Raw genomic sequence first — 20,545 nt, 5'->3', positions numbered from 1 at the left:
GAGCGGTGGGACCATGACCGCGCGTCCTGCTTGACTGAGCAGGACGGGGAACGCGCACTACGGGGGAACCACATGACCACACTGAGCACTCGCGAGCGGGACCGTCGCGGACAGCGCGTCTTCTTCGTCGTCATGGCGGTCGTCATGGCGGTGGTGGACGTCTGGCTGCACTTCCACGCCGGGGCCATCCACCCCTCGGCCTTCTGGGTCCCCACGGTCGTCGGACTCGTGTACGGCGCCGTGGTGTGGCCGCTCGGCCTGCGTCAGGGGTCGAGGTGGTGGCCGAACCTGGTTGCGGCGGGGTTCCTCGGTGGCTTCCTCGTCCTCATCGCGACGAAGACGTTCTCGCCGTACGCCTGGTTCCTCGCGGTCGTGATCGGGACGTTGCTGTTCCAGGCTGCCCTCCCGCCGAGACGACCCGCGGCGCGGGTCGCCGCCAGGCTCCCCCTGACCGAGGTGCGACCCTGGACCGGCTCGGGAGTCACGGCCACGGCCGTCGAGCACCCCTTCCGCAAGAGTCGGACGAAGCCGGCCGTCGCGCTCACCACGCAGGACGGAGCCACCGCGTTCCTGGTGACGGAGCTCGCCTCGTTCTTCGACGGTGAAGCGGCGATCGCAGAATCGACGAACGGCGAACAGCTGACCTTCCTCACCAGGAAGGGCGTCGCGGCGAAGTCGTCCATCCTCGACGACGCGACGCCGGGGACGGCCGACGGCGCGCTGTTCCTGCACTCGGCGAAGGACGAGTCGCGACCTTCCGCCGTCTTCAGCGACGACGACGCCGCCGCGTTCGAGCAGTGGGTCCGCACGCTTCCCGAGGACTGAGCACCCGCCAAGCCCGGCGCGACGCGCACACCTCGGCGTCACGTCCGGTCACGTTCGACAGCAGTTCGTCGGCTGGGCGTACCGTAGCCGTGTGACCGTCGGAACCGCAGTGGCCGTGCTCGTGGGGGTCCTCGCGCTCGCGACGGTCCTCGGTCTCCTGCTCCGCCACCGGACCGGTCGAGCCCGATCGGCGGGCACCGCCGCCTCGATGAGCCAGGACGCAGACGGCCTCGCGCTCGACACCGACTACGGCACCACCGCCACGTTCGTCCAGTTCTCGACGCCGACGTGTGCTCGTTGCCCGGCCACCCGGCGCCAGCTCGACGCCGTCGCCGGTCAACACGAGGGCGTCCGACGCATCGAAATCGACCTCGCGGAGCGCCCCGAACTCGCGAGCCGCTTCGACGTCATGCAGACCCCGACGGTCCTGCTCCTCGACGCCGACCGCACGGTTCGCACCCGCTTCGGAGGACCGCCCCGCCCACCCGAGCTCACCGCAGCCCTCGACGCCGTCTTGACCACAGGCAGCACAGGCACTTCAGGCACCACCAGCCCCCAGGAGTCCCGATGACCACCACGAACGACAGCGACCGCGGCATCGACCCGCGCTCCCCACGCTTCGGCGCCGCCATCACGGCGGTGCTCCTCGCCGCGACGATCGTCCTCACGCTGATCCCCGAGACGTGGATCGCCGGCATCGTGCTGCTCGCGGTCATCGTCGTACTGTTCGCCGTCGGAGGCATCGCCGGCATCCGCCGCCACCCCTACGGCGCACTCTTCCGACGGGTCGTCCGCCCACGCCTGGCCCCACCCGCCGAACTCGAGGCTCCGGAACCCCCGACCTTCGCCCAGCAGGTCGGCCTGTTCGTGACCGCGGCCGCTCTGCTCCTCGCGCTGCTCGGCGTGCCGTACGCCGCCCCGATCGGTGCCGCGGTCGCCCTGGTGGCCGCGTTCCTCAACGCCGTCTTCGACGTCTGCATCGGCTGCCTGCTCTACGTGTGGCTGGTCCGCGCGGGCGTCTTCCGTCCGCGACGCGGCGTCGCCTGACGGCGTCCGGCCTGGAGGCCCGTCCCACCTCCGCCGCACCGCCAGCGCCCGACAGGTGCTCGGCTCCGGAACACGGGTGAGCCCCGCACCGTAGGGTGAGCGGGTGGGGGAAGACGAACGAATCATCCGGCGTGCATGGCGTCGTACTGCCCTGGTCGTGCTGATCGCCGCCATCGCCGGGGCGGTTTCCGGCTGGGCCACGTCACGGGGCGAGGACGGTTGGACCGTCACCCTCGCGATCTTCACGTGCGTCATGGTGCTGGGCGGCATCGCCGGGATGCTCTCGTTGCTCCCCGCCAGTGTGCGCGCGTCCGCGACGATGACCGAGGCTGTCGAGGGGCTGGCGCGGGATCGTCGCAAGATCATCAGCAAGGCCATCCGCTCGGGCGTCCCGCTCGATGAGAACGAGGACCCGGAACTGCAACACCGCGCGCTCACCCTCGCCCGCGGTACCGCCATGTTCAACGGGATCATGCTTGGGCACGGTGTGATGCTGGTCGCGGCGGTTGCCACTCCCCAGTTCGCTCGAGCCGTCACCGACGACGGTGGTGTGACCTTCAGCCGGGTCTTCCTGGCGCTCTTCGTCATCGAGACGGCGTTCCTCGTGCCGTTGCTGGTCGTCCGAGGCCGCCGAGCTCGGCGCTACGCGGAAGCCGCCACAGCCGAGAACGAACGCCGCACCGCTACTCCGGTACCTGTCGCATGACCGCCGTGACGGAGATGCCCTCGACGCCGGAGGTGATCGCCCGCCGAGCTTGGCGCCGGACGGCTTGGATCATCCTGGCCGGAGCCGTGGCCGGCGCGATCATCGGGGTTCTGCTCGAGCGCGTGAGCCCAGGACGGGGCTGGCCGCTCTTGATCGTCGGGTGCACCGCGGCTGTCGGCGGACTGTCCGGAGCATTCTCGTTGCTCGCCACCAGCCTTCGCCTCTCTCCGCAGATGCAGGCGCCCCTCGCAGGTCTGTCGCGCTCCGGCCGGAAGACGCTCTCGCAGGCGATAGCGAAGCAAACCCCGATCGAGCCAGTCGATTCCGACCTCGCACGGCGGGCGTTCGACCTCGCACGCCTCCGCGCCGTCTACCAACCGATCGCGCTCGGCCAGTTCTTGCTGCTCTACCTCGGCATCGCCGGGCCACAGCTCCCGAACCTCGTCGAGGACGACCCCTTCTCTGCCGTATTCAGTCGAATCTTCTGCAGTGCTCTCCTCGTCGCAGCCGTCGTCTTTACACCGCTCCTCCTCCGCCAGTCCCGCAACGCCGGCAGGTACGTGCAAGCAGCAGCTGCCGCTGACACCCGCACGGCGTAAGTCACCTCTCTCCAGGATGCGTCGGCCTCGAGGCACATGGTGATGTCGTCGTTCTGCGGGTCAGAGCTGCAGTGCGCCGACGTGGAGAAGCTATACGGCGTACTGCGCACGGCGTGTCGGACAGGCGTCGTTCCTGGGCGTGAGCGCTCCTCCACAGTCGCCCCTTCGGAGACGTAGTCCACCGTTCGACGATCTTGTCCACGGGTTGCTCCGCCTTGAACGAGGATCTTCGCCGTGGAGCGATGGGAAGCGGATGACGCACGCCGACGGCACATGGCGCGTTTCGGCCGCCGGGACACTACACCCGAGCTTGCTGTACGCAGGGAACTCCATCGTCGTGGGCGCCGCTTCTTCGTGGATCGACAGGTGAGTGGTCGCAGCCGTGTGCGCCCTGATCTTGTGTTCCCTCGTGCCATGGTCGCAGTGTTCGTCGATGGGTGCTTCTGGCACTACTGCGAGGAGCATGCCCATCTCCCGAAGGCGAATGCCGAGCTGTGGCGCCGGAAGCTCCTGGCGAATCGGCAGCGCGATGCTCGGAACCAGGCGATCCTCGTCTCGGAGGGCTGGCGTGTCTTGCGGTTCTGGGAGCACGACGACGAGGTGACGTCAGCCACGGTGGTCGAAGACGAACTCGACCGGTGGGACGCAATCGTTCGAGCAGTGCGACCAGACGGAGCGAAGCAGCCCACGGATCCTGAGCACGGAGCCGAGTCGACACGCTGATCCGTCACACAAGGAGGACGAGCATGCGTCAGTATTGCCAGGCTGGGGTATCACCTCAGCCCCATTCCTCAACAGGAGACCGCGATGATGAAGTCCGCCCAGACCGACGCCACCGAAGACGAGCGCGCCGAGGTCGAGAACGAGCGCGAAGAGCTCAAGGACTTCGTGAAGAGCCTCACCGGAGACGACATCAAATCGGGGAACTGGTTCTCGAAGCTCCTGAGCAACGCCCTGGCCGCCTACACGCAGAAAGTCGACGCGGCGTACTTCCAGGAGCGGTACAAAGGCGTCCCAGCGGACGCCATCGTCGATCAGCGGATCAAGATGGCCGCTCGCTACGCCGCGATCGAAGGTGGTCTCTCGGCTGGCGCCTACACGGCTGCGGTGGTCGCCACGCTCGGCACGTTGGGCGGCGCCTCACCGCTGACTTTGCCGGCAGCCGGCGTCACGTTGCTCGTCGACGTGGCCTACATCGCACGGCTGCAGTTGCACCTTGCCTACGACATCGCGGTCCTCTACCGCGTCCCGATCAATGTTGACGACCCGGATGACCTGTGGAAGCTGATCCGGGTCGCCTTCACGATCCGCGGCGCTCAGGCGGTCAGCGAGGGCGTCACCAAGGTGGTCCCCGCACTTGTCCGCCCGTTCGTCAAGAAGTTCTACTCGAGAGCTGTGCTCACGACGGCGCGAGGTTTGCCTGTCGTCGGGAAGTTCCTGCTGCAACGAAACGTCATCAAGATCGGAATTCCGATCGTCGGCGTTCCTGTGTCAGTGGCGCTCAACTACTACTCGACGATCATCGCTGGCAAACACGCTCGGGCCGTCTTCCGGAACGATGCCCGCGTCGACGAAGCTGCGACCAACGCGGTGTCCAAGGCGGATCACCCCCGCTCGATGTTGTGGGTCGCCTGGATGATGGTGCTCGCGGACGGAAAGATCACTGACGACGAAGCCCTCCTCATGCGGAAGCTAGTCGAGCAGTTGCACGACCAACACGATCTGAACGATGACCAGTTCGCCAACGTGATCGACCTGGATGTCGAGGACGTCTGGCGACGCCTAGACGAGGAGGCCGGTGATCTCGCGGATCTCCTCGATGTGGCGGTGATGACCGCTGAAGTCGATGGTTCGGTGCACAAGCTCGAGACAGCGGTTCTCAAAGAGCTTCGCGACCGCCACGGGGACCGACTGGCGTAGGGAAGTATCGGAGTGGAGCGACCGCGGTGGGTTCCTCGGCGAGGCCATCCCGTGATCACACGCTGACCGACGGGTCAAAGCCGCTACTGCTCGTTCTTCCCGCTGATCGCCGCTAGAACAGCGGGCAGGAAAGTCCCAGGCTCGTCGTCGAGCACGCATCTTTGGATGGAATTAGAGGGCCCCTAGGCGCCCGGCAAGCGTTCTCGCCGGGTTGATCGCATCGTCAGTCCTGATCCGGATGATTAGGCTGGTTGAGGCCAAACGTGACCCGCACATGTCATGGCTCGCAAGCAAGGGCCCCTAGGGGTAGCCCGCTGATCGGCGGCGACCCCGCCCTGACCACCGCGGTCGAGGGCGCAGGGGACAACGAAGCGGTCGCCGTCCGCGACCTCGGCACACTCGGGCTGACGGCGACTACGCAGTCGTCGGGATCAGCGCGTCCGGCTAGACGCCCTACGTCACCGCGGCCATCCTCGAGGCCTGGCGCCGCTCCGCCCTCTCGGTCTCCGTCGCGTGCAACCCCGACTCGGCCGCGGGGCGGGAGGCCGACATCGCCATCGACGCCGTCGTCGGCCCCGAGTTCATCGCCGGCTCGACCCGCCTGAAGGCGGGCACCGCGCAGAAGCTCGTCCTGAACATGCTCACCACGCTCGCGATGGTGCGCAGCCACAAGACGTACGGCAACCGCATGGTCGACGTGCGGGCGACGAACGCGCAGCTCGTCGCCCGGGCGTTCTCGCTCGTGCAGGACGTCACCGGCGCTCGCCCCGCCGAGGTCCGGGCGGCGCTCGACGCCTCGGGCGGCGAGGTGAAGACCGCCATCGCCGTGATCCTGACCGGCGCCTCGCCTGCCGACGTGCGTTCTCGCCTCGATACTGCTGCTGGCTCGTTGCGCGCCGTGCTGTAGAGCTCGTTCCCCTTTTCCGTCTCCTGTCCCCCGAGGAGCACAGCAATGCCCGATGCCCAGCAACTCGCCCAGCAGATCCTCGACGCCGTCGGCGGTTCCGCGAACATCGCCGACGTCGAGAACTGCATGACCCGCCTGCGGGTCGAGGTCGTGTCCGACTCCTCCGTCACGCTCGACGACCTGAAGGCCACCGACGGCGTCATGGCCGCCATCGCGGCCGGCTCGAACCTGCAGATCGTGCTCGGCCCGGGTCTCGTCGACCGCGTGGCCGACGGCCTGGAGGCCCTGCGCACGGCCGCCCCGCCGGCTGCGGTTGGTGGGTCCTCACCTGAAGAACTCGCGGCTCGCGGAACCGAGATCAAGGCGTCGGCGCGGGCTCGTTCCGACGGCCGCACCATGCGCGCGATCCGGAAGATCTCCGCGATCTTCATCCCGCTCATCCCCGCACTGATCGCCTGCGGGCTGATCGCCGGGATCAACGGCATCCTGACGAACCTGGGGTGGGTGCCTGCGCTGACTCCGTTCCTCGGCGTGCTCTCGTCCGGCTTCCTGTCGCTGCTCGCCGTGTTCGTCGGGATGGCTGTGCCGACGAGAACCGTGTCGCGATGGGGTCCAGCGGCACGCCCGCCCTCGGTGGTGCGGTCGGCGGCATCATCGTCGCGGCCGGTGTCGCGAACGTCACGGTGTTCGGCGAGACCCTGGCTCCCGGGCAGGGCGGTGTGCTCGGCGCGCTTGCCGGCGGCATCCTCCCGCCTACGTCGAGCGCTTCATGCGCCGGGTCACGCCGGACGTCATCGCGCTCATCGTCGTGCCGACCGTGACCGTCCTCGTCGCCGGCTCGATCACCCTCGGCGTGCTCATGTCCGTCGCGGGCGTCGTCTCCGTCGCGATCGGGACCGCTGCGACCTGGCTGCTCGCGAACGGTGGTGCCTTCGCCGGCTTCGTGCTCGGAGGCCTGTTCCTGCCACTCGTCATGACCGGCATGCACCAGGGACTCATCCCGATCCACACCACCCTGATCGACCAGACCGGGTGGACCGTGCTGCTGCCCGTGCTGGCGATGGGCGGTGCCGGGCAGATCGGTGCGTGCATCGCGCTGTGGGTTCGGTTCCGATCGAACGCTTCGCTGGTGCGGACCATCCGTGGTGCCCTGCCGGCTGGGTTCCTCGGCGTCGGGGAGCCCCTGATCTACGGCGTGACGCTCCCCCTCGGCCGGCCGTTCATCACCGCGTGCATCGGTGGAGCGTTCGGTGGCGGTGTCGTCGGGTTGTTCGACCAGCTCGGGCACTCCGTCGGGGCGATCGCCATCGGCGCCTCGGACCTGTCGCTCATCCCGCTGCTGAACGGTTCGTCCGGGTACGGGTGGGCGCTGCTCGGGTACGGGTCGGGGCTCGTGGTGGCGTATGTCGTGGGGTTCGTGGCGACGTTGTTGTTGGGGGTGTCGGACTCAGTGCGGGCTGACCTCGAGGCGCAGTCGGACACCTCGACCGGTGATCCGGTAGACCCCGATGCACCTATCGATGGGCGGGTCGCACCCGTCGGAGCTACATCGAACGCCCGTCGTTGATCCTTCGTTCGCTCACCGTTCCGTTCAACCTCCGACAGTCAACAAATGACTTCCCACGTTCTCGCAGCGAGGACCTTTGGGCAAGGATCGGGCCGACGCTATGACAACCGGAACAAGCTCGGCAAACGGCACACGGCTCGCTCTACTCGGCGGGAGACGGCACCCGAGCTGGCGTTGCGTCGAGAGCTGCATGAAGGTCGGCGCCTTCTTTGTCGACCGTCAGGTTAGCCGCAAGTGCCACGCGCGGATCGAAGTCGGGTGCCCGCAAGCAAGGATCGCCGTCTTCATCGATCTGAGCCGGACACCTCGACACCCGACAAGACGGCGCTGGCACGTGCCCCGACCCGAGGCAACGACCTGACTAACTCGGCGTCACCTAAGCGGGCCGTCTCGGTAAGTCGTCGGCCAAGCTGGACCCTCACCTGAGCCACCGCCAAGACTTCGAGGGATCCGAGCTTCGTCTACCAGCGGCAAGGATTGCACGACGCGCGCAAGTACTACCGACACCGTACGCAACGGTCGTCCAGTATGAGCGAGTGGGCAGACTCTTCAACCTCAGCGAGCTTCAACCCGAGCATGCCCTGTTCTGTGGGCGAATCTGGGAACCCCAAGATCTCGAAGGGCTCTCCCGCGCCATCGCGGACCTGGCACTGGGACAGTGCGCGCACGTCGAGGCCATCCTGCGCACCGCGGCCCCGTGGCACCCAATCTCAGCTTCGTACGCCGTCGATGCGGCCATCAAGTCTCTAACAGTCCCAGCAGGAAAAGATCCTTGGCACCGCGACGGTTGGGTATTCCAATTCATTTCGTGGATTGTCGCGATTGAGGAGTCTCCAGCGCTGACTCGTGCGCCGCAGATGGATCAAGCGTCGAAAGGTTTTGATGGCTTTCAATTGGAGCTTGATCCAATTACCGGCCGCGTGAAACGCGCCGTCGTATTCGAGGACAAGGCAACCGATTCACCGAGGGACACAGTGAGAGAAAAAGTGTGGCCCGAATTCGAAGACATTGAGGCTGGCCATCGTCATCCCGCGATCGCGACCGAGATCGGCGCACTCCTGCGAGGTCGGTGGTCCACGGATGAGATCATCGAGATCGTGGATCGCATAATGCGGACGCCAGACGGCTTGGCGTATCGAGCCTCATTGACGGCCGGGAGCTACCATGTCCAGTCGGCAGGGTTCAACGGACTGTTCGACGGTTTTGAGTCCTCGGTGTCTGGGGACCGCTTGCGTCGACAGGGCAACGTGCTAGAGGTCGAAGATCTTCGAAGCTGGATGGATTCCCTGTGCGACCGGGCCATCGCGCTACTGGAGGCGAGTCTTGTTTGATTCAGTCACTTCCGCGCTAATTGCCGCGGCCCCCCGGCTAGCTGGGATAGACCGTGAGAGGCTCGCGGCGCAAATCACTGAGGCGTACGTCCAAGTGACGGTGTCCAAGTCGCTACTGGGCGAGGAGATGACTACACAGACCCAACTTCTTGATGATCTTCGCTCAATCGGTGCTTCCAACGAGGCGATTGCTCTAGCAGTTGACGATTTCGAGATCCAACAATCGGCGTCATACGTCGCCGCCAGCGCATATCGCGCCATCGCTGAAGCTTCCCCGAGCAGCGATGTACGTTCTACTTCGCTTAGCACGGAATCAATCTCAGCTGCTATCGCGTCAACCTTGCTCTTTCTCATTGCCGATGCCGCCGCCGATGCGTCCGAGGCGGCGGCCTCCATCATTGTGGAGGCCGATGATCCCAACGCGACCTTAGTAGAACTTGTGCGCCTCTTAGGCAGAGGCGAGGTACATCTGGGTAAGGCTCGTGCCACTATTACATTGAAAACGGACGAAGAACCGTCGAGTCTGATCGCGCCCATCGGTTACTGGAAATGCGAACGCAGACTGTTGCAACTAATAGCGCGTCTCGATGACGGGTCAAAGCCAGAACAGGAGACCGAAGCATTCGCAATCATCGCGGCGAGCATGGAGTCCGCTATCACCTTCGGCTTCGACGACAACCGCCATGTGGTCACAAACCGAATCAATGGCCCGTGGCACCTCGCGAGACTCTTGGAACTGACGGAACCCATCCTTCTTCGATCCGCTACCTCCGCCATCGAAGCACCGCCTGGGGTCGACTCGTATAAATGGTCGCAACATCGTATGCGCATTAGCAGGCGGCGTCCGGTGCTGTGGCGCAATCATCGGGATGCTCTACAAAGGGGCTTGCTCGACCAAGGCATGTCCGCCGTACTGGCCTTCCCGACTGGCGCGGGCAAGTCGACACTCTCTGAGCTGAAGATCATCGCCACGGTCCTGCGAGGCAGGAACGTGATCTGCCTAGCTCCGACTCTTTCACTCGTCGACCAGCTTGCACGTTCTTTCCGGCAGGTAGCACCCTCTGCGACAGTGATCGCGCAACACGACCCCGACGAAGACGTTACTGGAATCGACGGGGATGGCACGCAGATCTACGTCATGACGCCGGAGAGCTGTTTGGCAACACTCGGCATCGACCATGAAAGATTCGGCGACGTTGGACTCGTCATGTTTGACGAGGCACATTTGATGCATTTCGCGGGCGGAGAGCCTTCGCGACGCTCAATTGACGCGACCTTATGTTTCCTGACGCTTGCAGCTCGGTTCCCAACAGCCGACCTATTGCTCGTTTCGGCAATGATCGCTAACGCAGATGAACTTACAAACTGGCTGGAGACAATCACCAGCAGACCAGCGATCGCCCTAAATAGCCCATGGAAACCGACTCGGCAGGCTCGTGGTGCGCTCGTCTATGACGCACAGCGCGTGCGCGAACTGAGACAGCAGCTGGATGCGGCGTTTAAGTCCTCGTCGAACCAAGGTGCCCCGTCGGCCATACGCGCAACGATGACGGCTGTGCCGTACGGCTTCTTCAGTCTCTGGTCGACGTGGGAATCGAATAGCATCGACGACTATCGCCTCGTCCGTCTACTTGAAGAGCCGGTCCCGCTCGAAACCGGAGGAAAAAGGAACACGGACGGCACATGGTGGTTGACACCGAATAGTAATAACGTAGCTGCCCATATTGCTCGAGCGGCGGCCAAATCCGACATGAAAACGCTTGTGTTCACTCACCAGCCGCTTTGGACAGCGTCGATTGCCCGTACCGTTTCGAACGGATCGACTCGTCGCACTCCCTTGGCCCCTGTGGAACGGGACCTGACAAGCCGTATCATCGACGCGCTCGGATCTGAATCGGCGCTTTATCTCGATATCAATGGCACTGATGTGATAGGCGATGCTATCCCGCATCACGGCCTCCTGTTGCCCGACGAGCGTCGGCTCCACGAGCGGCTATATCAGCGTGCCGATGGCATTCCCGTTATGGTGGCGACATCTACTGTGGCGCAGGGAATGAACTTTCCTAGCGAGTTTGTCATCGTGGCGAGCGATCGACGGTTCGACCCGGCGACCAATACTCGCGGTCGCGTCGAAGCCCACGAGCTACTGAACGCAGCAGGACGGGCGGGTCGCGCCGGCTCTCGTTCGAACGCGCTTGTGCTTGTTATCCCCGGAGCCATCGTCGAGTATGGTGGCGGCACGAATATTGGTTCGGCGTGGGCACCCTTGCAAGAAACGTTCTCTAAGAGCGACCAATGCCTAGCCTTTGAGGACCCCCTTCTTCCTCTGCTGGGCGGCTTGGATGACGACGATCGACCACCACTGGTCGATTACCTCGCCCGTCGTCTCGACAGCGTTTCCGATGCAACTATTGGTCCTGAACTCATTCGGAGCAGCTTCCTAGCGCATACTTCACGCGGGACAGACATGGCTCGGTGGATTGACCGGAAAGTTGCGCAGTTATCCGCGGTAGTGGACGGTCAAGATGCTGAGATTTGGATTCGCCAATGTTCACTCGTCTCAGGCCTACCACTGGCTGATATTCAATTTATCGCGGAATTATTGGACTTCCCTCTAGCGGAAACCGGCACAATCGACTCCTGGTCGGCGTGGGTTCTCGATCTGTTGAACAATCGTCCAAGTCTGGCTGAGTCGGTTCTCCGCGACGGAAGTAGATCTGCACTCGCAGGCACGGCCGAAGATCTGGATGCCTGGTCTACATCAGGTAGTACACTCGTCCATCACCTTCGCGAGCTTCTACCGCGTTGGCTTCACGGTAGCTCGTTGCTGGAGATTCAACGCGTAGGTATCTCCCGCGGCCTAGCTAGCGAGAAGGATGAGAAACTAACGTTTGCCAGGAAGTTCGTCCTCCGGGTCGTTCCTGACTTGGCGTACCTGTTCTCTCTACCAGGCTTGATTGCGGAGCAGAGGGCGCTGCTCTCGAATACAGAACCACTTCCTGAAGGTCACCCACTACGCAGTATCGGTAGGTGCGTAGAACTTGGTGTGGAAAGCGCCGAGAAGGTTGCCATCTTGGAAGCAGATCCCCGCTCTAACCGACGAACTGTTAGGAATTATGGTGCGCCTCGACAGGGCCTCTAAGTCGCAGCGTTCGGGGTTCGCGTCGATTGCATACAGCCTGCAAATCTCTTCACACCCGTCCTGCACGCTGATCCAAAAGCGCGCCCCTAGTCGTCGAGCGTTCCAGCTTGCGCGCAGCGCCGAGCATCGTGTGCAACCTTCAACATCCACCTCCACCTCAGCTTGCACCTCCGACAAAACACCGTTGGCCAAGGAAACTTGCCGCTAAGCGAGCCGCTGGGCAAGGCGGGCCGCCGCTCCAGCTAGTCTGGATCTCGCTTCAACCGGCGTGCGCCGGCTGTATCTCAAGGGGAACTGCATCATGGCGATGTCCATCCACGACCTGCTCGACGTATACGCGACCATGGCTCCTGACAAGCGCTCCAAGGGCCGACTCTTCGAGCGGTTGACTCGTGCTTACCTCACCACCGACCCGAAGTGGACGGCGCGCTTCGACGAGGTATGGCTCTGGCAAGACTGGCCTGACCGGAACGGGAAGACCGACACCGGCATCGATCTCGTTGCACGGGAGCGCCATGGTGGCGGGCTGTGCGCGATCCAGTGCAAGTTCCACGACCCGGAGAACACCGTCCAGAAGAGTGACCTCGACTCGTTCTTCACGGCATCGGGGAAGGCAGCCTTCTCATCGCGTTTGATCGTCGCCACCGCTCCACTCGGGAAGAACGCGCTCGAGGCCCTCGTCGATCAGCAGTTGCCGACCGCGCAGATCCCGATCGAGGAGTTCGAACACAGTGGGATCGATTGGTCAGACTACTCCTTCGACCACCCCGACTCGCTTGCTGCCCCCGTTCAGAAGTCGCTGCGCCCGCACCAGGTAGAAGCGCTGAACGCGGTGCAGGCTGGCCTGGACAGCACCGACCGCGGCAAGCTGATCATGGCCTGCGGCACGGGCAAGACGTTCACCAGCCTTCGTATCGCGGAAGCTGTTGCCGGCCGCGGGGGAAAGGTACTCTTCCTGGTCCCCTCGATCGCGTTGTTGTCCCAGACACTCCGAGAGTGGTCACAGGAGCGAGCCATGCCGCTCCGCGCTTTCGCCGTGTGCTCGGACAGCAAGGTCGGACGAGTCAGCGAAGACTTCACGGTCGCCGATCTCGCCTACCCAGCCACCACCAACACGCAACAGCTCCTCAAGGAAGTTGCTAAGGCTGATGAGCCCGACGGCTTGACCGTCTTCTTCTCGACGTATCAGTCGATCGATGTCGTCGCCAAGGCGCAGGCTGAAGGGCTGGCGGACTTCGACCTCGTGATCTGCGATGAAGCGCACCGCACCGCTGGTTTCTCTCGTCAGGGCGCAGACGAATCGGCCTTTCTGCGCGTGCACTCGGATGATGTAATCAAGACCGCTGCCCGCGTCTACATGACTGCGACGCCGAAGATCTACGCTGAATCCGCGAAGAACCAGGCCGACGAGAACGCGGCCGTCATCTACTCGATGGACAACGAGAGCGTGTTCGGGCCCCTCTTCCACCGCCTGGGGTTCGGTGAAGCAGTGGAGCGCGACCTTCTCTCCGATTACCGGGTGCTCGTTCTCACCATCGACGAGGACTCGATCGGCAGTGCGTTCCAGGAGACCTTCGCGGCCGACGGCGAGCTGAACATCCCCGACGCTGCTCGGATCGTCGGCATCTACAATGGGCTCGCCAAGCGCGGCGTGCACGGCATCGACACCACGACGCCGAATGCGCATCAACCTTTGCGTCGAGCTGTCGCGTTCTCTCGTTCAATCAAAGACTCGAAGACCGTGCGAGGCTTCCTTGACGGCTACGACGGAGTCGATGGAGTCCGGCCCGACAGCATCGCCGGGCGCCGGATCGATCTCTCGGACGACGGCGACGCCCAGACCTACCGTCTCGAGGCTCGACATGTCGACGGCGCGATGAACATCCTTGAGCGCAACGAGCACCTCGACTGGTTGAAGGCGGACACGAGCGATCAGAACGTCTGCCGGATCCTCACCAACGCGCGCTGCCTTTCCGAGGGCGTCGACGTGCCTGCACTTGACGCCGTCATCTTTCTCAACTCCCGAGACAGCCAGGTCGACGTCGTGCAGTCGGTCGGTCGTGTCATGCGGAAGGCCCCGGGAAAGGACTACGGGTACATCGTCCTGCCCATCGCAGTGCCCGCGGGGCAGTCGCCCGAGCAGGCCCTGAACGACAACACTAAGTTCAGGGTCGTCTGGGACGTTCTGCGCGCGCTGCGAGCTCATGACGAGCGGTTCGAAGCGAAAATCGAGCAGATCGACCTCAACGGTCGCACTGACACCGGCCCGGTCATCGCGACCAACTTCTCCGACGCCGACCTGCCCGAACCCGCTCCCGACTCCACGACCCTCGAAACGTCGCAAGTCCCGCTCGACATGAGCGTGCTCGGTACAGATTGGCAGAGCGCCATCTATGCGCGCATCGTCGACAAGGTCGGCGAACGCGACTACTGGGAGAACTGGGCTCAGGACGTTGCAGAGATCGCCGCCCGACAGATCGCCCGCATCACGGGCCTCGTGGGCGGCTCGAACGCCGAGCTCCGCACCGAGTTCACCCGTTTCGTGAAGGGCCTGCAGGACAATCTCAACCCCGGAGTCACCGAACCGCAGGCAATCGAGATGCTCTCCCAGCACCTCATCACACAACCCGTCTTCGACGCCCTCTTCGCCGGCCATGCATTCAGCGACCACAACCCGGTCTCTCAGGTCATGCAACGCATGGTCGACGCCCTGGAAGAGCAGAACCTCACCACCGAAACCAGCGAGCTCGCCGGGTTCTACGCCGGCGTGCAACGCACCGTCGCCGGGATCACCGACGCGGCCGGCCGGCAGACCATCATCAAGCGGCTGTACGAAAAGTTCTTCACCGGCGCCTTCAGAGGCACCTCCGAACGGCTCGGCATCGTGTACACCCCCAACGAGATCGTCGACTTCATCCTCCGAAGCGCAGATCGGCTCTCCCGTGACCACTTCGGCGCCGGGCTCACGGACCACGGCGTCCATGTTCTCGACCCGTTCACCGGGACCGGCACATTCATCGTCCGACTTCTGCAATCCGGTCTCATCACCCCGGCCGACTTGGCACACAAGTACCGTCACGAGCTGCACGCGAACGAGATCGTGCTGCTGGCTTACTACGTCGCCGCGGTGAACATTGAAGCCACCTACACCGGCCTCCAGGGCGGTGAGTACGTGCCGTTCCCCGGCGTGGTCCTCACCGACACGTTCCAGACTGCCGAGGACGACGACACCTACGACGACCAGGGCGTGTTCGGCGACAACAACGAACGCGTTAAGCAGCAGAACGCCCTCGACATCCGTGTCATCGTCGGCAACCCGCCCTACTCATCCGGGCAAGACTCTGCCAACGAAAACAACCAGAACCTCAAGTACCCGTACCTCGACAAGCGCATCGCCGACACTTACGCGGCACGATCGAGCGGGCAGAACAAGAACAGCCTCTACGACTCCTACATCCGCGCCATCCGTTGGGCGTCCGACCGGATCAAGGACCACGGCATCGTCGCCTACGTCACCAACGGCGGGTTCCTCAACGGCAACACCGCCGCCGGCCTTCGCCTCGCCCTCCAAGACGAGTTCACCGAGCTCTACATCCTCAACCTCCGCGGCAACCAACGCACCGCCGGTGAGGAATCCCGGCGTGAGGGCGGGAAGATGTTCGGCTCAGGTAGCCGGGCCTCCGTCGCTATCTCGCTGCTGGTGAAGAACCCGGACCGCCCAGCTTCTGGCACGATCCACTACCGCGACATCGGCGACTACCTCACCCGAGACGACAAGCTCGGCCTCCTCGAGCAGTACCGAGACGCCGACGGCGTGCCTTGGCAGCAGATCACTCCGAACGAGCACGGCGACTGGATCAATCAACGTAACGAAGCATTCGACACCTTCACTGCTATCGGAGACCGCAAGGCGCCCGAGTCGTCAATCTTCCGAGCGTTCTCACGTGGTCTCGAAACTGGCCGTGATGTCTGGGTCTACAACTCGTCCGAGCCGGCGCTTCGCAGCAACGCCACCCGCATGATCGACGCGTACAACGCCGAACTCGACCGCTGGGCAGCAGCCGGCAGCCCGCGGCCTGTCGAGGACTTCATCGACACCGACCCGGAACGCATCAGCTGGTCGCGCAGCCTCCGCAACGCCTTGAAGAAGAATCAACGGCTCGCCTACTCCGGCGAAGCGATAACCGTCGGCCTGTACCGGCCGTTCAACAAGCAGCGCGTGTACTTCGCCCCCGTGATGAACCACGAACGGAGCCAACAGCCGAGATTCTTCCCGCCAGATGAACAGAACCACGGCTTCTACTTGACTTCACCGTCAACGCACTTCCCGTCCTTCGCAGTGCTTGCAACGGACGTCCTACCTGACCTTCACGCTTTGGACACTGGTCAGTTCTTCCCGCGATACGTGTACGACGTCGAGCAACCGGACGGAGCGTTCTCGATGTTCGACGGACCACAGCGCCGTGACAATATCACCGACACGGCGCTCGCCCGGTATCGGAAGCTGTACGGCGCGAAGGTGACGGCCGACGACGTATTCTTCGCCGTCTACGGACTGCTGCACTCCGAGGACTACCGGCGCGAGTTTGACGCGGACCTGAAAAAGATGCTGCCCCGCATCCCGGAGCTCACCAATCCCGCAGACTTCCGCTCGTTCGCAGACGCCGGACGGGCGCTGTCCGAGCTGCACATTGGGTACGAAGCCGCGCCGCTGTATCCGCTAACGTTCAGTGGCCCGCTCCCTGCTGACCTCAGGGTGACGAAGATGAAGTATGGCGGCAAACCGGGCAACCTCGACCGGACGCAGATCACCGTCGCGCCGGGCCTAACTATCACCGACATCCCGGCGGAAGCGCACGAATACAGGCTCGGCTCCCGATCGGCCCTTGACTGGATCCTCGAGCGATACCAGGTCAAGACCGACAAAGCGTCCGGCATCGTCAACGATCCCAACGACTGGGGAGCTGAGCATGGCAACTCGGCATACATCGTCGAGCTGATCCAACGCATCGTTACGGTCAGCGTGGAAACGGTTGGCATTATCCGGACCCTTCCCACACTGGAGTACAGCAGCGGACCGACTACCCAGTGAAGCGAATCCTGGCCGACGCGCTCACGACTTCGGCCGGGATTCCTCACTTAGCAGCTCGCCCGCAACGCGAGCGCTCAGTTGGGAGAACTCGGGTCGAGACGCAACTCCGATCCGATTGAGATCGATCGGACTTCGCGTGACTGTCGGACCGTTTGTCAACTTCACTGAGGAGTGTGCGCCGCCGATTCCGGCGTACACGAGCCACCCCTCCCTCAATCCGAACCGCCGGCAGTACGCCGCCATCTGGTACAGATCAGCGTTCGGGTACTGCCCGTGCTTCTCCACCTTGTACTTCACATCGATGCACGCCCGTACCTCTCCGTCGACGAGCCACACGAGGTCCGGCGCGATCTTCACCGTGCCCTCGACGTCGAGTGTCGACTGGTACTGCGACGCCAGCACTCCCCCGTACGGCCTGAACGCCTCTCGTAGTGCAGCCGACACGAAGTCTTCGAACACCGACCACATGTCGACCAGGAACCCCGACGCGACGACAGCCCCGGCGCGCTGCTCGACCGACGACCCTGACAACACGAGGGACGCCAGAGCCAACGCCGATGGGTACCGCGCGTTCCGTCGATCCTGTCGGGCCTCGGGCACCGGCGCCCCAACGGGGATCACCGACACTCCGTCGAGCACTCGCACGATCCGCCGCAACGGCCCGAGCACATCGGCCGGCACACCCGGCAGGCGCAGCAACCGCGTCGCTGCGGTCAGCAGCACCTGGTTCTCCGCGATGTCGTCCACGTAGTCATCGAACGACACCTCGACCGGCAGCGGCTGCCCGCCCCGCCGCGTCAGCTGGTCCCCGATCCGCCACCGGCCACGCACAAGCGGCAGCGCATCCTCGCGCGTGACGTACCCGCGGAGCGGTCCTCCGGCCAACGCCCGCGAAGCCTGCCGCACGAACGCGTGCGCCAACGCCGGCACGAGGTCATCGTCCTCCTCGAACCCGAAGTCGTCCTCCGTCCAGATCGCACTCCCGGCACGGGCGTACGCGAGCATCGCGAACAGCCGCCGCACCGGGGTCTTCGGCTTCAGCCACACCGTGTGCCCGGCGATCCGCACGACGCCGACCTTCCGGACACCGCTCACGCGGTACTCGTCAGCGCCGAGCGTCGGCGCGACCGTCGCGATGTTCGCTGACGCAAGACCGACCGCCACCGCGCGCGGCAGCCGATGCACCACCGGCTGGTCTGCTTCCCGCAGCTCAATCGTCGACGGAAGCACCTTCGGCCCCGTCCGCAGCGTCGCGCGTCGCCTGGCGACGCAGCGTTGCCAGGCCGTACCGCGCCTCCAGGTCGACGCCTTCGCCGTAGTGGTGCTCCGCTAGGAGCGGCAGGATCTCGTACCGCCACACGTCCTGCAGACCGGTCCCGGCGAGATCGCGCATCAGGAAAGACGGCCCGACCTTCGCATCGTGGTCCTGGATCTGCGCGTTGAGTCGCGTCAGCAGGTCGGCGCGATCGTCCTGGAGGCCCTTGGTCGCCACCCAACGCATCAACACGTTCTGCACGGGGGCGCGTTCCGGGTGCAGTTCGATGAACGCGAATCGGCGCCGCATCGCGGCGTCCAGCATCGCGATCGAGCGATCGGCGGTGTTCATCGTGCCGATGACGAAGATGTTGCTCGGCAGGGTGAACGGCTCGTCGCTGTAGAGCAGGGAGATGTCGCTGTCCCGGTACTCGAGCAGGAAGTACAGCTCGCCGAAGACCTTCGCGATGTTGCCGCGATTGATCTCGTCGATGACCAGGAAGTAGTTCGCCTCAGGGTTGGCCGCAGCCGCGTCGGCGAGCCGCCGGAGCGGACCCTTCCGGAGCGTGAAGGCGAGGTTGCCGCTGTCGTCGTTGGCGACGGGGCGGAAGCCCTCGAAGAAGTCCTCGTACGAGTACGTCGGGTGGAACTGCACGATGGTGGTGTCGCCGTCGGTGCCGTCCGTCACGTGCTTTGACAGGGCCTGGGCGAGAAACGTCTTGCCGGTGCCCGGAGGGCCGTAGAGGATGACCTGCTTGCGGCTCTCGATGAGGTTGAGGGTGTCCTGCAGCCAAGGTTCGGGCATGTGAAGCTCGGCCGCGAGCTCATCGTCCACGCGGGTGAACGGCACGCGGACATTGAGCTTCGGGTCGGGGATGACGGGACCGGGACCCGGGGCCGTGAAAGGCACCGGCTTCGGCGGCGTCGAGATCTTGTGCCGCCATCGCGGCGCCAGCGGTTCCTTGTAGAACAGCGCCGGCCCCTTCGCCTTCTGTTGGAGCGCGATCGTGATCTGCTGGAAAGCCTCGTCCGGGTCATCCTCCATCTGTCCCTCGACCTCGCCGGCGAATGCGCTGCGGATCGCCTCGCGGTCGTCACTGGAGACGACCTCCCCGAAGAACCCGGGGTGCACGAGCAGGAGCAGCTCATTGCGCTGGATGGGCAGGGGTGTTCCTGGCAGCGCCGAGACGACATCCCTCCACGCCGTGGGGTCGTCGAGCGCGTGGTCACGCTCTTCCTCACCGAGCCGGAGCCACGCGTCGACGCACTCGATGAGGATGGACGTCGCTGCGAACATGTGCCCGGAAATGCCCTGCCCGGGATTGAAGGACCACGAGCGGAATGCCTCGTCGATCTCGGCCGGGATGGTGACGGGGTGCTCCATCCGGTCGAGGAGGAACGTCACGCGCTCCCGCTTCTTCCGCTCCCCCGGTTGCTCGAGTGGCAGGACCTGCCAGCACAGGAGTTCGGCCATGAGCAGCTTGGCGTCGTCGCTGGCACCGTCGAACTGGGTCGCGAGCTTCTCGAGGAAGACGTCGCCGTTGACCTCGGGTCGTCCGATGAAGCGCTCGCGGAGTTCTGCGACGACCTCGTTGCGCCAGACACCACGTCCCGGAGCGAAGACCGAATCGAGCTGGCGGAGGCCTCGGTCGACGAAGATCGCGCTGGTCGAGCGGATCGTCTCGGCTCGCCAGTCAGGCGGGACGATCTCCGTGGCGAGTCGGAGCTGGAGGTCCGCCTTGCGCCGCCGGTCGAACTCTCGCTGGCGCGCGTTCAGTGCCGTCCCGAAGTCCTCAACGGCGACGGCATCTGCGCTGAACTCACGCCCGACGTCAGTCACACGCCACTCGCCGCGCCTCGGCTTCTCCATGAAGCCCGCGTTGACCATGGTCGACGAACCCCAGAAGAAGTCGGAGTCACCGACCGGCTTGCCTTGTGAGTCCGGCGCGAGCTCGTCGCCCTCGAGGGGCACGCGCTCGAGAACGTTGTTCCACACGTCCATGCGTCGGGCTTCTCCACCGATGCTGTCGAGGTAGCGGAGTGCTTCCTGAAGTCGCCGGAGTCGGTTCTCTGCTCGAGACACTGCTGTTCCCCTCATCGTCACGGCTGCGGTGCCGCTCGCAAGCCATTGTGCCGGTCGCACTCGACACGACGG

14 protein-coding genes and 1 pseudogene are annotated in these 20,545 nt (G+C 64.4%); 13 read left to right on the top strand and 2 right to left on the bottom strand.

Features of this window, described 5'->3' with window-relative positions; all coding sequences use genetic code 11:
* Positions 1-72 precede the first annotated feature (72 nt).
* The 13 genes and pseudogenes from KK087_RS12340 (at position 73) to KK087_RS12280 (ending at position 17,136) form a co-directional block, all read left to right on the top strand.
* Positions 73-825, top strand: coding sequence for a hypothetical protein (locus tag KK087_RS12340; protein WP_214565647.1), 753 nt, complete (start codon positions 73-75; stop codon positions 823-825).
* Positions 826-916: 91 nt separating this feature from the next.
* Positions 917-1,396, top strand: coding sequence for a TlpA family protein disulfide reductase (locus KK087_RS12335; RefSeq protein ID WP_307860057.1), 480 nt, complete (start codon positions 917-919; stop codon positions 1,394-1,396).
* Positions 1,393-1,872 carry a DUF4395 domain-containing protein gene (locus tag KK087_RS12330; protein ID WP_214565645.1) on the top strand — a complete coding sequence of 160 codons (480 nt, stop codon included), beginning with the start codon at positions 1,393-1,395 and terminating at the stop codon, positions 1,870-1,872. The genes KK087_RS12335 and KK087_RS12330 overlap by 4 nt, the downstream gene beginning before the upstream one ends.
* A gap of 103 nt (positions 1,873-1,975) precedes the next feature.
* A complete protein-coding gene (locus KK087_RS12325) occupies positions 1,976-2,578 on the top strand; it encodes a hypothetical protein (RefSeq protein ID WP_214565643.1) in 603 nt (200 codons plus the stop codon).
* A complete protein-coding gene (locus KK087_RS12320; protein WP_214565641.1) occupies positions 2,575-3,177 on the top strand; it encodes a hypothetical protein in 603 nt (200 codons plus the stop codon). The genes KK087_RS12325 and KK087_RS12320 overlap by 4 nt, the downstream gene beginning before the upstream one ends.
* 234 nt (positions 3,178-3,411) lie before the next feature.
* A complete protein-coding gene (gene vsr / locus KK087_RS12315; protein WP_307860056.1) occupies positions 3,412-3,900 on the top strand; it encodes a DNA mismatch endonuclease Vsr in 489 nt (162 codons plus the stop codon).
* A gap of 84 nt (positions 3,901-3,984) precedes the next feature.
* Positions 3,985-5,097: a TerB family tellurite resistance protein gene (locus KK087_RS12310; protein ID WP_214565639.1), complete on the top strand. Its 1,113-nt coding sequence runs from the start codon at positions 3,985-3,987 to the stop codon at positions 5,095-5,097.
* A gap of 469 nt (positions 5,098-5,566) precedes the next feature.
* Positions 5,567-6,004: an N-acetylmuramic acid 6-phosphate etherase gene (locus KK087_RS12305; RefSeq protein WP_307860061.1), complete on the top strand. Its 438-nt coding sequence runs from the start codon at positions 5,567-5,569 to the stop codon at positions 6,002-6,004.
* A gap of 45 nt (positions 6,005-6,049) precedes the next feature.
* A pseudogene (locus KK087_RS18030) lies at positions 6,050-6,160 on the top strand (PTS sugar transporter subunit IIB); the annotation flags it as partial.
* A 424-nt stretch (positions 6,161-6,584) separates the two neighbouring features.
* Positions 6,585-7,571 carry a PTS transporter subunit EIIC gene (locus KK087_RS12295; protein ID WP_367575437.1) on the top strand — a complete coding sequence of 329 codons (987 nt, stop codon included), beginning with the start codon at positions 6,585-6,587 and terminating at the stop codon, positions 7,569-7,571.
* Positions 7,572-8,107: 536 nt separating this feature from the next.
* Positions 8,108-8,902: a hypothetical protein gene (locus tag KK087_RS12290; RefSeq protein ID WP_214550803.1), complete on the top strand. Its 795-nt coding sequence runs from the start codon at positions 8,108-8,110 to the stop codon at positions 8,900-8,902.
* 94 nt (positions 8,903-8,996) lie between these two features.
* Positions 8,997-12,044 carry a DEAD/DEAH box helicase gene (locus KK087_RS12285; protein ID WP_214565635.1) on the top strand — a complete coding sequence of 1,016 codons (3,048 nt, stop codon included), beginning with the start codon at positions 8,997-8,999 and terminating at the stop codon, positions 12,042-12,044.
* A 301-nt stretch (positions 12,045-12,345) separates the two neighbouring features.
* Positions 12,346-17,136 carry a DEAD/DEAH box helicase gene (locus tag KK087_RS12280; RefSeq protein ID WP_214565633.1) on the top strand — a complete coding sequence of 1,597 codons (4,791 nt, stop codon included), beginning with the start codon at positions 12,346-12,348 and terminating at the stop codon, positions 17,134-17,136.
* A gap of 21 nt (positions 17,137-17,157) precedes the next feature.
* On the opposite strand, the gene KK087_RS12275 is transcribed toward KK087_RS12280, so the two are convergent.
* Positions 17,158-18,300 (bottom strand): McrC family protein, encoded by a 1,143-nt coding sequence (locus tag KK087_RS12275; protein ID WP_214565631.1) that lies wholly within the window; start codon positions 18,298-18,300, stop codon positions 17,158-17,160.
* Positions 18,301-18,346: 46 nt separating this feature from the next.
* Positions 18,347-20,488, bottom strand: a complete 2,142-nt coding sequence (locus KK087_RS12270) for an AAA family ATPase (protein WP_284732978.1) — start codon at positions 20,486-20,488, stop codon at positions 18,347-18,349.
* Between the last annotated feature and the right edge of the window lie 57 nt (positions 20,489-20,545).

Origin of the sequence: Curtobacterium aurantiacum (assembly GCF_018598555.1) — a bacterium.
GTDB lineage: Bacteria > Actinomycetota > Actinomycetes > Actinomycetales > Microbacteriaceae > Curtobacterium > Curtobacterium aurantiacum.
Note: the sequence above shows the minus strand (reverse complement) of the source record. Positions and strands in the feature narration are given on the sequence as shown.